This is a genomic window from Campylobacter sp. BCW_6467 (assembly GCF_001762855.1).
GTDB lineage: Bacteria > Campylobacterota > Campylobacteria > Campylobacterales > Campylobacteraceae > Campylobacter_D > Campylobacter_D jejuni.
Genome location: NZ_MJXP01000021.1, coordinates 35939 through 48742 on the forward strand (window position 1 = coordinate 35939; position 12804 = coordinate 48742).

Annotated in this window: 12 protein-coding genes; 9 read left to right on the forward strand and 3 right to left on the reverse strand. The window is 30.4% G+C overall.

Features of this window, described 5'->3' with window-relative positions; all coding sequences use genetic code 11:
- Nucleotides 1-132: 132 nt before the first annotated feature.
- Nucleotides 133-1482, reverse strand: a complete 1350-nt coding sequence (locus tag AJ888_RS02965; RefSeq protein ID WP_002861011.1) for a CitMHS family transporter — start codon at nucleotides 1480-1482, stop codon at nucleotides 133-135.
- A 315-nt stretch (nucleotides 1483-1797) separates the two neighbouring features.
- Between AJ888_RS02965 and AJ888_RS02970 the strand changes: the two genes are divergently transcribed.
- From AJ888_RS02970 to purF, 5 genes are all read left to right on the forward strand, one after another.
- Nucleotides 1798-2145 carry a hypothetical protein gene (locus AJ888_RS02970; protein WP_002861010.1) on the forward strand — a complete coding sequence of 116 codons (348 nt, stop codon included), beginning with the start codon at nucleotides 1798-1800 and terminating at the stop codon, nucleotides 2143-2145.
- Nucleotides 2146-2279: 134 nt separating this feature from the next.
- Nucleotides 2280-3407: a hypothetical protein gene (locus tag AJ888_RS02975; RefSeq protein ID WP_002861009.1), complete on the forward strand. Its 1128-nt coding sequence runs from the start codon at nucleotides 2280-2282 to the stop codon at nucleotides 3405-3407.
- Entirely contained in the window at nucleotides 3407-4588 is a 1182-nt protein-coding gene (locus tag AJ888_RS02980; protein WP_002861008.1) for a replication-associated recombination protein A, read from the forward strand. Before AJ888_RS02975 ends, AJ888_RS02980 begins: the two co-directional genes overlap by 1 nt.
- A 62-nt stretch (nucleotides 4589-4650) precedes the next feature.
- Nucleotides 4651-5379 carry a 4-hydroxy-tetrahydrodipicolinate reductase gene (dapB, locus tag AJ888_RS02985; protein WP_002861007.1) on the forward strand — a complete coding sequence of 243 codons (729 nt, stop codon included), beginning with the start codon at nucleotides 4651-4653 and terminating at the stop codon, nucleotides 5377-5379.
- Between the two features lies 1 nt (nucleotide 5380).
- Complete coding sequence (gene purF / locus AJ888_RS02990) at nucleotides 5381-6718, forward strand: amidophosphoribosyltransferase (protein ID WP_002861006.1); 1338 nt, start codon at nucleotides 5381-5383, stop codon at nucleotides 6716-6718.
- Between the two features lie 2 nt (nucleotides 6719-6720).
- On the opposite strand, the gene fliI is transcribed toward purF, so the two are convergent.
- Entirely contained in the window at nucleotides 6721-8106 is a 1386-nt protein-coding gene (gene fliI / locus AJ888_RS02995) for a flagellar protein export ATPase FliI (protein ID WP_002861005.1), read from the reverse strand.
- On the reverse strand, nucleotides 8106-8678 hold the full coding sequence (gene folE, locus AJ888_RS03000) for a GTP cyclohydrolase I FolE (protein ID WP_002851990.1): 573 nt from the start codon (nucleotides 8676-8678) through the stop codon (nucleotides 8106-8108). The genes fliI and folE overlap by 1 nt, the downstream gene beginning before the upstream one ends.
- Before the next feature lie 142 nt (nucleotides 8679-8820).
- On the opposite strand from folE, the gene tig reads away from it, so the two are divergent.
- The 4 genes from tig to AJ888_RS03020 are packed head-to-tail and all read left to right on the forward strand — an operon-like array spanning nucleotide 8821 to nucleotide 12804.
- On the forward strand, nucleotides 8821-10155 hold the full coding sequence (tig, locus tag AJ888_RS03005; RefSeq protein WP_002861004.1) for a trigger factor: 1335 nt from the start codon (nucleotides 8821-8823) through the stop codon (nucleotides 10153-10155).
- Nucleotides 10155-10739, forward strand: coding sequence for an ATP-dependent Clp endopeptidase proteolytic subunit ClpP (gene clpP, locus AJ888_RS03010; RefSeq protein WP_002861003.1), 585 nt, complete (start codon nucleotides 10155-10157; stop codon nucleotides 10737-10739). Before tig ends, clpP begins: the two co-directional genes overlap by 1 nt.
- Nucleotides 10740-10774: 35 nt before the next feature.
- Entirely contained in the window at nucleotides 10775-11302 is a 528-nt protein-coding gene (gene def, locus AJ888_RS03015) for a peptide deformylase (RefSeq protein ID WP_002861002.1), read from the forward strand.
- Nucleotides 11299-12804 (forward strand): YifB family Mg chelatase-like AAA ATPase, encoded by a 1506-nt coding sequence (locus tag AJ888_RS03020; RefSeq protein ID WP_002861001.1) that lies wholly within the window; start codon nucleotides 11299-11301, stop codon nucleotides 12802-12804. Before def ends, AJ888_RS03020 begins: the two co-directional genes overlap by 4 nt.

Genomic DNA, 12804 nt, shown 5'->3' on the forward strand with positions numbered 1-12804 from the left:
AAATTTATAATTTTTCTCTAAAGCAAAATAAAATAATACAAAAAAACGCTTATACTTTTATAAATTTTTGACTCAAAAATATCATAAAACAATGAACCAATCATTGAAAAATCAAAAGTTTTTTTATTTTAATTATATTATCCCAGCTACCTCAGCAAAAATCAAGCAAATAATACTTATACCCCATATATAAAAAAAGCTTCTTTTGATATGATCTTTAATATTAACCTCTGCTAAACCGCAACCTAGCAAAGTTGCAGGCACAACAGGAGAAATAAATGTCGCACAATTTCTTGCTATCACCATGATAATAGCTATAGTCAAAGGTTCAGCGCCAAAAGCCTTAGTTACACTCAAAACTATAGGCATCACTCCATAAAAATAAGAATCTGTACAAAAAATAATTGCCATTGGAACAGCTAATATCCCTACCATCAAAGGAATATAAGCGCCTAAATAATCTGGAACAAAATTTAAAATCAAAACACCCATTTTCTCCATAATACCACTTTTATCAAATACGCCTATTAATATCCCAGCACCAATTAAAGTAATATACATAAGCATTGCACCAGCACTTGCACGATCTAAAACTTTTTTAGCTATTTTTAAATTAGGATAATTAAGCGGTAAAATTATTGCAAGTCCTATCATAAAGCAAATATAACTAGGAAAAATACCACTAATTAAAAGCCCAATAACCCCAATAGCTACAAGTAAATTTAACCAAAACCATTTTTCATTATGGTGTTCGCTTTTTTCTATATTTAAATTTATTCCCGACAAGTTACCTGCGCCTGCACCTCTTTTTATTTCTATCTTAGCAATCCAAATTGCCAAAAGAAGGGATAATACCAAACCTACAATCTGAATAGGTATAATATGGTGCCAAAGCAAATTTGCATCCATTCCTATATTAGTAGCCGCTCTTAAAGTAGGACCACCCCAAGGAATAACATTCATAACCCCCATAGCCGAAGTAATAATCAATAACATTGAAGTCTTTCTTATACCTAGACGCTCATAAATAGGTAATAATGCAGGTATTACAATAAGAAAAGTAGAAGCACCTGAACCATCTAAATGCACAGCAGCAGTAATAAAAACAGTAAGAATGCAAACTTGATATACATTAGCTTTCATTTTTGATAAAAACGCATTTAAAATTTTAGTAAAAAAACCACTTGCATTTAAAACACTAAAAAAGAGTATAGAAAAAACAAACAAAGCTGCCGTATCCGTTACGCTTTTGACTCCATCTTTAATAAAAGCAACCAATGTTTTAATATCAAAAACACCTCCTTCTTTAACCCCTAAAGCTGCACCCACGCCAAAACCAAGCTGTTCAAGAATAAGTAAAATACAAGCTACACTAATACTTACACTTATAAAAGCTAATGCTGGAGTAGTATAATCTTTTAGCAAAAGCCAAACTATCAATCCTAATGAGAAAAAACCCAATAAAGCTAAAAAAATTTCCATATCCTATCCTTTTGTATCATTTTTATTCAATAATAAAATGGATATTTTAAGTCCAACTTATATGTGTTTAAATTTATAGCTTTTTGGAAAAAATATATTTTTTAATGTAACTATTTTAAACAAGAATAAAAAATAATTTTTAATTATTTTTGATAAAGTATTCACTCTTTTAAATTTACAACTAGAAGTAACGATAGTCAAAATATAATAAGTTGCATAATATTATCAAAACTAAAAAGTCAAAATTTTAACTTCACATTCACTTCACTTAAAAAGTTTATAATGTTATCACTTTACATTGAAGGAGAAATAATTATGAAAAAAAGTATTTTATTTACATCAGCACTTTTAGCTAGCTCAATGCTTTTTGCAGATAGTCTAAAACTTGAAGGTACTATTGCACAAATTTATGATAACAATAAAACCTTGCTTATTGACTCTATTTATGGCGGACAAATGGCTATAAAAGTTCTACCAAATACCGAAATAGAAATGGATGATTGTGGTATTTTTGGAACAGATAAAGATGGAACTTTTAAAGATTTACAGGTTGGAAATTTTTTAGAAAGTAAAATTTCTTATGGAACACCTGCTACACCAAATACTCAGGCTATTCCAGTAGCTAGAAAAATTGAAATTCAATGTTATAAAAAAGCTTATTAATATAAATCCCTTAACAAGGGATTTATAAAAATCATTCTTTACTAAACTACTTCATCACTCTTAAATAAAAATTTAAACTCTTTTTTAACAAGCAATTTATAAAATAACACTTATATTTTCATCTAAGGCAAATAATGAAAAAATGGATTTTTATTGTTTTTTGTTTTATATTAGGTTTTATTATTCATATATTTTATATAGGATACACTAACGAACTTTTATTTAATAAATTTATTAAAAACAGCAATCCTGATTATACAATTACAGATATTTACTTCAAAAAAGGTTTTTTAACTTCTAAAGGAAGTTTTACTTTAAATCACTCTCATACACAGCTTTCAACCAAAATCAACCTTAAATTTAATAATTATTTTTTCTTAAATAAAATTATAAAAGGAAATTTTACAAATCCTTTTGATTTTTTAGATGAAGCATTAAAAAACAATAAATTAGGAACTTTTACTCTTAAATTACACGATAACAACTCTAAAATATTTCTAAATATTAAAGATATAAATTTAAGCAATGAAGGTGGAGATACCATCATAAACGGCGGATATATTGAAGCTTTAATGAATAAAAATTTAGAAATTAAAAACATTAAAATACATTTTGATATGATTGATTTTTCTCAATTTTATACTAAATTTGTATTGCAAAATTTAAATTACGAACAATTTTTTAACAATCCTGTACAATTTTATGAGTTAAATTTATTTAGCGATAGCCAACAAGAGATCAACTTTGATTATCTTGTGCTAGATAACAATAAAATCAATTCTTTTTATAGCAAAAACCAAGTAAATTTTAATGAAGAAAATTCAACAATAAACTTAAACATACAAGGAAAATCCAATGAAATTAATATTGATCTTAAATCTTTATTGGGTCAGAATTTGAATTTTGACAAAACAAAATTTAACATAACCATAAATAAATTTCTTAACTCAAATTTCAATATCTCTCATTTTATTCAAAAAAATCTTGATCTAAAAATACAAAATTTAATTCTTGAAAAAAATAAACAAAATATCAGTCTACAAGGCAATTTAAATATTAACAACTCTTATCAAGCAAAATTACAAGTTATCAGTTCAGATGAGCCAGATGAAATTTTTCCTTGGACAAAGGATTATGGAGGTTTAAATCAATATTTTTTAAAAGAAAATAATAACTTTTTTCTAAATTTATCTTATGATAGCTTAGCCAATCCTCAGCTAAAAATTAATGGTAGTGAATTTTCAAATATGGATTTAAATTAATGAGCCTAGCTTTAACCTTTCGCCCTGAAAATTTTGATGATATTTTAGGACAATATGAGCTTATAGAAATTTTCAAAAAATTTACTGCTTTACAAAAACTTCCTCATAGTATTTTTTTTGGAACAGCAGGTTCTGGAAAAACAACTTTTGCTAGAGTTGTAGCCAAAGAATTTGGCTTAGATTTTTATGAATTTGATGGAGGAAATTTTAAACTCGAAGAACTAAGAAAAATTTTAGATAATTATAAAAATAGTCTTTATAAGCCTTTAATTTTTATTGATGAAATTCACCGCCTTAGCAAAACCCAACAAGAAATGCTTTTAATTCCTATGGAAAATTACCGTTTAATTTTAATCGGCGCAAGCACTGAAAATCCCTATTTTGTTTTAAGTTCTGGCATAAGAAGTCGTTCCATGCTTTTCGAATTTAAATCTTTAGGGGTAAAGGAACTTGAAACTTTACTTTTGCGTGTACAAGAAAAAATGAAATTTAGTATTGATAAAGAAGCTAAAGATTTTCTACTTAAAAGTGCTGATGCAAGAGCTATGCTAAATTTGCTTGAATTTGTCTTGGTTTTAGATGAAAAACATATCAGTCTTGAAAATCTTAAAAAACTTCGCAACACCATAAATAGTGAAGGTGTTAGCTCAAAAGATACACATTATATTTTAGCAAGTGCAATGATAAAAAGTTTACGCGGAAGTGACGTTGATGCAGCTATTTATTATCTTGCAAGACTTATTGATGCAGGAGAAAGTGCGGATTTTATCGCTAGGCGTTTGGTGATTTTTTCAAGTGAAGATGTCGGAAATGCCGATCCAAATGCTTTAAATTTAGCGGTTTCGACTCTAGAGGCTGTTAAAAATATAGGTTATCCTGAAGCAAGAATTATCCTAGCCCAATGCGTAGTTTATTTAGCAAGCACAATCAAATCTAATGCAAGCTACAAAGCTATCAATGAAGCTTTAAACTATGTAAAAAATAATGAAGCTTTAGAAATACCTAATTATCTTAACAACAATCATCAAGAAAAACAAAACTATCTTTATCCACATGATTTTGGTGGCTGGGTAGAGCAAAAATATCTTAGTAAAAATTTAAAATTTTATCATAGCAAGGGCTTAGGAGAAGAAGCAAAATTGTTAGATAATTTATATAAATTAAAAAATTATAAAGCTTAATTTTATTATTTAAAATTTACAAAATAAATGCTAAAATCAATATTTTATTTTCAAGGAAAAAGATGATTAAAATAGGAATTTATGGCGCTAAAGGACGCATGGGAAAACAGATTGAAGAATGTTTAAAAAGCGAAACGCAAGCACAAATTTCGATACTTTATAATAAGGGTGGAAATTTAGAAGAGCTTTTTGAAAAAAGCGATGTGATTATTGATTTTTCTTCCCCAAGTGGAACTCATGAACTTTTAAATTATGCAAGAACTATGCCTAAACCTTTGGTAATAGGTACAACAGGACTTGATGAGAAAATTTTACATTTGATGCAAAGTGCTAGTGAAGTGATGCCGATTTTTTATGCGACCAATATGTCTTTAGGTGTTGCAGTTTTAAACTATCTTGCTAGTAAAGCGAGTCAAATGCTAAGAAATTTTGATATAGAAATTTTAGAAATGCATCATCGCCATAAAAAAGATGCCCCAAGTGGTACAGCTATGACTTTAGCCCAAAGTGTAGCAAAAGCTAGAAATTTAGAACTTGAAAAAGTAAGAGTAAGTGGAAGAGATGGCATTATAGGTGAAAGAAGCAAAGATGAGATTGCCGTGATGAGTTTAAGGGGTGGCGATATAGTAGGACGCCATACAGTAGGTTTTTATGAAGATGGAGAATTTTTAGAACTTAATCATACCGCTACTTCAAGGGCGACTTTTGCTAAAGGTGCGATTAAAATCGCTATTTGGCTTAGTAAGCAAGAAGCAAAAATGTATTCAATCAATGATTTTTTAGGAATTTAAAATGTGTGCAGTTGTAGGAGTTATCAATTCAAAAAATGCTAGCACTTATGCGTATTATGCGCTTTTTGCTATGCAACACCGTGGGCAAGAGGCAAGTGGTATTAGTGTGAGTAATGGTAAAAATATTAAGACTATTAAAGCTAAAGGTGAAGTGAGTCAAATTTTTAATCCTGATAATCTAAAAACTTTAGAAGGTAAAATCGCTATAGGGCATAATCGCTATTCTACAGCAGGAAATTCAAGTTTAAATGACGCTCAGCCCATAGCAGCTACTTCGGTTTTAGGTGATATTGCTTTAGCGCATAATGGAAATTTAGTTAATAAAGAAGAAGTAAGATCAAGACTTATTCAAGATGGGGCTATTTTTCAAACCAATATGGATACAGAAAATGTTGTCCATCTTATCGCAAGAAGTAAGCAAGAAAGTCTAAAAGATAGATTTATTGAGAGTTTAAAAGAATGTATAGGAGCTTATTGTTTTGTTTTAGCAAGCAAAGATAAACTTTATGTTGTAAGAGATCCTCATGGGGTGCGTCCTTTGTCTTTAGGGCGTTTAAAAGATGGAGGCTATATAGTTGCTAGTGAAACTTGTGCTTTTGATCTTATAGAGGCTGAATTTATTCGTGATGTTAAACCAGGGGAAATGCTTATTTTTACTCAGGGAAATGATAAATTTGAAAGCATAGAACTTTTTTCTCAAACTCCTAGAATTTGCGCTTTTGAATACATTTATTTTGCTAGACCTGATAGTATAGTAGAAGGCAAAAGCGTGTATGAAGTGCGTAAAAAAATGGGCGAAGCTTTAGCTAAAAAATTTGCTTATAAAGCAGACTTTGTCGTGCCTGTGCCAGATAGTGGAGTAAGTGCAGCTATAGGTTTTGCGCAATATTTACAAATCCCTCTTGAAATGGCAATAGTAAGAAATCATTATGTAGGAAGAACTTTTATAGAGCCAACTCAAGAGCTTAGAAATTTAAAAGTAAAATTAAAGCTTAATCCTATGCGTAAAGTTTTAGAAGGCAAAGAAATAGTAGTCATTGATGATAGCTTGGTGCGTGGCACTACTTCTAAAAAAATAATTTCTTTACTTCGTGCTGCAGGAGCGAGCAAAATCCATCTTGCCATAGCTTGTCCTGAAATCAAGTTTCCTGATACTTATGGCATAGATACTCCAACTTTTGAAGAACTTATCAGTGCAAATAAAAATGCTGAAGAAGTGCGTGAATATGTAGAAGCTGATACGCTAAGCTTTTTAAGCATAGAAGAATTAACCCAAAGCATAGGCGATGAAAGGAAATATTCTTTAATCAGTTTTGATGGAGATTATTTTATTAAATAATTTTATTTTAAATTAGGATTAGGCAAGGTTGCACTTGCACTTCCTACATTTATATTTTGAGTTGGTGGCAAAGGAGTATTTGGTGTATCAATTTGACTTAAAAGCTCTAAAGTTTGATTAAATTCGAAGCTTTCTTCAGGATTTTGTCCTAAGAATTTTTGCATAAATTCTTTTTTAGAAATAGCTTCATCAAGTTCTTTATCACTTCCTTTTTGATAAGCACCGATGCGAAGCAATACTTCATTTTCTTTTAAAAGCGAGTTTAAACGCTTAAATTTTCTTGCCCAAAGTTTATGCTCAGCACTTATAATATCGCTCATTACCCTTGAAGCGGAGTTTTGTATATTGATAGGAGGATAAATTCCAAAGTCTGTTAATTCACGACTTAAAACAATATGTCCATCTAAGATAGAACGACTTTGATCGGCGATTGGATCACTCATATCATCTCCATCTACTAAAACGGTAAAAAAGGCTGTTATAGTACCTTTACCTTCTTCTTTACCCGTTCTTTCCATGAGTTGAGGTAAAAGACTTAAAACACTTGGTGGATAACCTTTGGTTGTAGGAGGTTCTCCAAGAGCTAGTCCTATTTCTCTTTGCGCCATAGCAAAACGCGTTACACTATCCATGATAAAAAGTACATCTTTACCTTGTTCTTTAAAGTATTCTGCCACACTCATTGCGCAAAAAGCACCGTATTTACGCATTAAAGCACTATCATCACTTGTAGCAACAATAATCACTGTATCATCGAGCTTTCCACCTAAATTTTTTTGTATAAATTCAGGAATTTCACGCCCCCTTTCTCCTATGAGCGCCACTACCTTTATAGGAGCTTTGGAATTTTTAACTATCATTCCCATAAGGGTGGATTTTCCTACCCCGCTTCCTGCAAAAATACCAAGTTTTTGCCCTACACCACAAGTTAAAAGCGCGTCTATGGTTTTAACACCCACGGGAAAAACTTCTTCTATAAGCCCTCTTTTCATCGCATCAATAGGTGCACGCATTATAGGCATATATTTACTTACTTCTATAGCTCCTTTACCATCTTTTGGACGCATAAAAGGATCTACTACTCTGCCTAAAAGTTCATCGCTAACGCCTATTTGCATACCTGCATCACTTATGAAAGCACGATCGCCTATTTTAAAACCTTCTATAAAAGAAAAAGGGCTTAAATAGCTAAATTGTTCTTTGATTTCTACGACCATAGCTAGAGTGTTTAAATTTTCATTTTCATTGGAAACTAACTTCACTATATCTCCAACCCCTGTTTTAAGCCCACGAATTTCTATACTTGTAGCAGAAATTTTTGTAATCTCTCCAAAGATAGCACTTAAATTTTCTTTACCAAGTTTGGAGCGTAGTTTTTCAAGATTCATTAAAATCTTACCTGTTTAGCAGAGTTTATGAGAGAAAAAAATTCCTCTCTGGTTTTTTCATTTTTCAAGAAAATTCCACGCAAAGCTGAAGTTGTAGTGGTGGAATTAGCTTTTTGCACTCCACGCATTTCAACACACATATGTCTTGCTTCTATGACTACACCCACACCTTTTGCATCGACATTTTCCATTAAAGCTTGTGCGATTTGTTCGGTAAGTTGTTCTTGAATTTGAAGTCTTCTTGCAAACACCTCTACAAGGCGTGGAATTTTACTTAAACCTACTACTTTTTTATTAGGGATATAGGCTACATGAGCACGCCCAAAAAAAGGTAAAAGATGATGTTCGCAAAGACTATAAAATTCTATATCACGCACTAAAACCATTTCATTATTAGAGCTTTCAAATAAAGCGTCATTTAAAATTTCTTTGACATTTTGCGTATAACCACTAGTAAGAAATTCATAAGCTTTAAAAACACGATTTGGTGTTTTAATCAGTCCTTCACGATTTGGATTTTCTCCTATAATTTCAAGCATAGTTTTAACACAATCTTCAAATTTTTTTTGCAAATTTTTCTCCAAAAATATTTTTATATTTTAATAATAATGTAATATTGCAATTTTATCATAAATTACTTTAAAATTTTATGCAAGCAATAAGGAAAAATTTGCTATCATTGAAAGCAAATTTTATTTTATAAGGAAAAAAACTATGGAAGTAAAGGCAAAGCAACTAGATTCTGTTAATGCGACTGCTAGTGTAAAAATTCCTTCAGGAATGATCAAAAGTGAAGTAGAAAATTTAGCAAAAAAAGCTTCTAAAAGTGTAAAAATGGATGGGTTTAGACCAGGAAAAGTTCCTGTAAGTGCTGTACTTAAAAGATATGAAAGAGAACTCACTCAAGACGCGGAACAAAATCTTTTTAAATCTGCTGTAAATAGTGCTTTACAAGAACTTAAAAAAGAAAGTAAAGAGCTTGTAGGTGAGCCATATTTTGAAAAATTTGATCGTAAAGATGGAGAAATTATTGCTGAGTTAATACTTTCTTTTAAACCTGAAATCAAACTTGAGGGTTATGAAAAGCTCATTCCTGAATACCAAACTCCAAAAGTAGGTAAAAAAGAAATTGATGAGAAAAAAGATGAACTTTTAAAGCGTTTTGCTACTCCTGAAGCTATAAAAACAAAAAGAGCTTTAAAAGAAGGTGATTTTGCAAAATTTGATTTTGAAGGTTTTGTAGATGATAAAGCTTTTGAAGGTGGTAAATCTGAAAATTATGTTTTAGAAATTGGTTCTAAGCAATTTATTCCAGGTTTTGAAGATGGTATGGTAGGAATGAAAATAGGTGAAGAAAAAGATATCAAAGTAACTTTCCCTAAAGAATACGGTGCAGCGCATTTAGCGGGTAAAGATGCCGTATTTAAAGTAAAACTACATGAAATTCAAGAGCTTAAAATTCCAGAACTTGATGAAGAAATGCTTAAAAAACTTTTACCAGGAGAAGAAAAAGCTAGTGTTGAAGTTTTAGATGAAAAATTAAAAGAGCAAATCAAAAATGAAAAGCTTTTTAAACTTGTAAATGACGAATTAAAAGGTAAATTTGCAGATGCTTTGATTGAAAAATATAATTTTGATTTACCTAAAGGCATAGTAGAACAAGAAACTGATATGCAAATGCGTGCAGCTTTTAATACTTTTAGTGAAAAAGAAATCGAAGAGCTTAAAGCAAGTAAAGAAAAATACCAAGAAAAACGTGATTCTTTTAAAGAAGAAGCGCAAAAAAGTGTAAAACTTACTTTTATTATTGATGAGCTTGCAAAATTACGTAAGATTGAGGTAAATGATCAAGAATTGATTCAAGCGATTTATTTTGAAGCATATCGCTATGGTATGAATCCAAAAGAGCATTTAGAAAACTATAAAAAACAAGGAGCTTTACCTGCTGTGAAAATGGCTTTGATTGAAGAAAAACTTTTTAATGATATTTTTATGCCAAAAACAGAAAAATCGGAAAAAGCGAGCAAAAAAGAGAAAGAAGATAAATAATGTTTATTCCTTATGTTATTGAAAAATCCAGTCGTGGTGAAAGAAGTTATGACATTTATTCACGCCTTTTAAAAGATAGAATTATTATGCTAAGTGGCGAAATTCATGATGAACTTGCTGCTTCTATCGTAGCACAACTTCTTTTTTTAGAAGCTGAAGATCCTACAAAAGATATTTATCTTTATATTAATTCTCCAGGCGGTGTCATTACAAGTGGTTTTAGTATTTATGATACTATGAACTATATCAAACCTGATGTTTGTACGATTTGCATAGGACAAGCTGCTTCTATGGGAGCATTTTTGCTTAGTTGTGGCGCAGAAGGAAAGCGTTTTGCTTTGCCTAATTCACGCATTATGATTCATCAACCTTTAGGTGGAGCTAGAGGTCAAGCCACAGATATTGAAATTCAAGCTAAAGAAATTTTAAGACTTAAAACTATACTTAATGATATTTTGGCAAAAAATACTAAGCAAAAAGTTACAAAAATAGCAAAAGATACAGAAAGAGATTTTTTCATGTCAGCACAAGAAGCTAAAGAATATGGACTGATTGATAAGGTTTTGGAAAAAAGTTTTAAATGATTTCTTTGGAGATCATTTAAAACAAAGGTTTTTTAATGGTTAGAAAAATTATCACTTATCCTAATCCTAGACTTTTTTTAAACTCTGAAATTGTAAATAAATTTGATACAGAACTTCACACCTTGCTTGATGATATGTATGAAACTATGATAGCAAGTAATGGAGTAGGTTTAGCAGCTATTCAAGTGGATATTCCTTTGCGTGCTTTACTTGTGAATATTTTTGATGAAAATGATGAACAAAAAAAAGAAGATTTGCTAGAGATTATTAATCCTGAAATTATTCCTTTAGATGAAGAAATGATCACTTGCACAGAAGGGTGTTTGAGTGTGCCAGATTTTTTCGAAGAAGTAAAACGCTATAATCATATCTTACTTAAATATCAAGATCGCTTTGGAGAATTTAAAGAACTTGAAGCAAAAGGTTTTTTAGCTGTGGCCATTCAACACGAAAATGATCATTTAAATGGACATTTATTTATAGAAAAAATTTCTTTTGCTAAGCGTCAAAAATTCGATAAAGAATTTAAGAAAAAGAAGAAAAATCATAAAAAAGAGAAATGAAAAAACTAAAGTGCATAAGCTTTCATGAAGGCTTAGACATTATAGAGGTAGAATCCACTTTTACAAGAGGTTTGCCAAATTTAAGCATAGTAGGACTTGCAAGTGTAGCGATTAAGGAAAGTGTCGAACGCATCAAAGCCACGCTTTTAAGTTGTGATTTTGCTTTTCCTGCTAAAAAAATTACTATCAATCTTAGTCCTTCAGGCATCCCAAAAAAGGGATCGCATTTTGATTTGGCTATCGCTTTATTAATCCTTTTGCAAAATGAAGAATTAGATGACTTTTTTGTAGTAGGAGAATTAGGACTTGATGGAAGTATTAAAAGCACAAATGAGCTTTTTTCTTTGCTTTTGTTTCTTTCTGCTAAAATTAAAAAAGCTAAAATCGTTGTTCCAAAAAGTATAGCACAAAAAGCTTCCATGATACCAAATTTGGAGGTTTATGGACTTGAAAATTTAAATGAAGCAATAGAGTTTTTTAAAGAAAAAAATTATGAAAATTTTCGTTTTTCTCACAATCATCCTTTATTCGCAAGTCCTTTACAAATAGAAAATGAAATTTTTTTACAAAATATGGATTTTAAACTTGATTTTAAAGATATCAAAGGGCAGGAAAAAGCTAAAAGAGCTTGTATAATAGCTGCTTTAGGTATGCATAATATCTTATTTGAAGGAAGTCCAGGAAGTGGTAAAAGTATGTGTGCTAAACGCCTTGTTTATATCATGCCTCCTCAAAGTTTAAGTGAAATTTTAATGCAAAATGCTTATATGTCTTTAGATTCAAAAGATTGTGAATTTACTAAAATTCGTGCTTTTCGTCATCCTCATCATACTTCTACAAGAGCAAGTATTTTTGGCGGAGGAACAAAAAATGCTAGAATTGGAGAAGTCGCACTTGCAAATGGTGGAGTATTGTTTTTTGATGAATTTCCACATTTTAACAAGCAAATCATAGAGAGTTTAAGAGAACCTTTAGAGGATTATAAAATTCATATTTCAAGAGTAAATTCTAAAATCACTTATGAAACAAAATTTAGCTTTATAGCCGCTCAAAATCCTTGTCCTTGCGGAAATTTATTTTCTAAAAATCTTTCTTGTGTTTGTAGTGAAAATGAGATTAAAAAATACAAAAATCACATTTCAGCTCCTATTATTGATAGGATTGATCTTTATGTAGCTATGGATGAGATTAGTAAGGATGATAAAACGAGTATAAGTTCTAAAGAAATGAGTGAAAAAATTTTACAAGCTTTTATTTTTGGTAAAAAACGAGGGCAAAAAGAATTTAATGGGAAGTTAAAAGATGAAGATTTGAGTCGTTTTTGTGTATTGGAAAAAGATGCTAAAGATACGCTAGATTTAGCAATTTCACGTTATAATCTTTCTTTGAGATCGCTTAATAAAATTTTAAAAGTTTCAAGAAGTATAGCGGATTTAGAACAAAGTCTTAATATTAACAAAACCCATATTTTAGAAGCTTTAAGCTTTAGAGCAAGGAATTAA

Coding starts and splice junctions, on each gene's coding strand:
- AJ888_RS02965 (WP_002861011.1), bottom strand. CDS start 1,482: ATGGAAATTTTTTTAGCTTTATTGGGTTTTTTCTCATTAGGATTGATA.
- AJ888_RS02970 (WP_002861010.1), top strand. CDS start 1,798: ATGAAAAAAAGTATTTTATTTACATCAGCACTTTTAGCTAGCTCAATG.
- AJ888_RS02975 (WP_002861009.1), top strand. CDS start 2,280: ATGAAAAAATGGATTTTTATTGTTTTTTGTTTTATATTAGGTTTTATT.
- AJ888_RS02980 (WP_002861008.1), top strand. CDS start 3,407: ATGAGCCTAGCTTTAACCTTTCGCCCTGAAAATTTTGATGATATTTTA.
- dapB (WP_002861007.1), top strand. CDS start 4,651: ATGATTAAAATAGGAATTTATGGCGCTAAAGGACGCATGGGAAAACAG.
- purF (WP_002861006.1), top strand. CDS start 5,381: ATGTGTGCAGTTGTAGGAGTTATCAATTCAAAAAATGCTAGCACTTAT.
- fliI (WP_002861005.1), bottom strand. CDS start 8,106: ATGAATCTTGAAAAACTACGCTCCAAACTTGGTAAAGAAAATTTAAGT.
- tig (WP_002861004.1), top strand. CDS start 8,821: ATGGAAGTAAAGGCAAAGCAACTAGATTCTGTTAATGCGACTGCTAGT.
- clpP (WP_002861003.1), top strand. CDS start 10,155: ATGTTTATTCCTTATGTTATTGAAAAATCCAGTCGTGGTGAAAGAAGT.
- def (WP_002861002.1), top strand. CDS start 10,775: ATGGTTAGAAAAATTATCACTTATCCTAATCCTAGACTTTTTTTAAAC.
- AJ888_RS03020 (WP_002861001.1), top strand. CDS start 11,299: ATGAAAAAACTAAAGTGCATAAGCTTTCATGAAGGCTTAGACATTATA.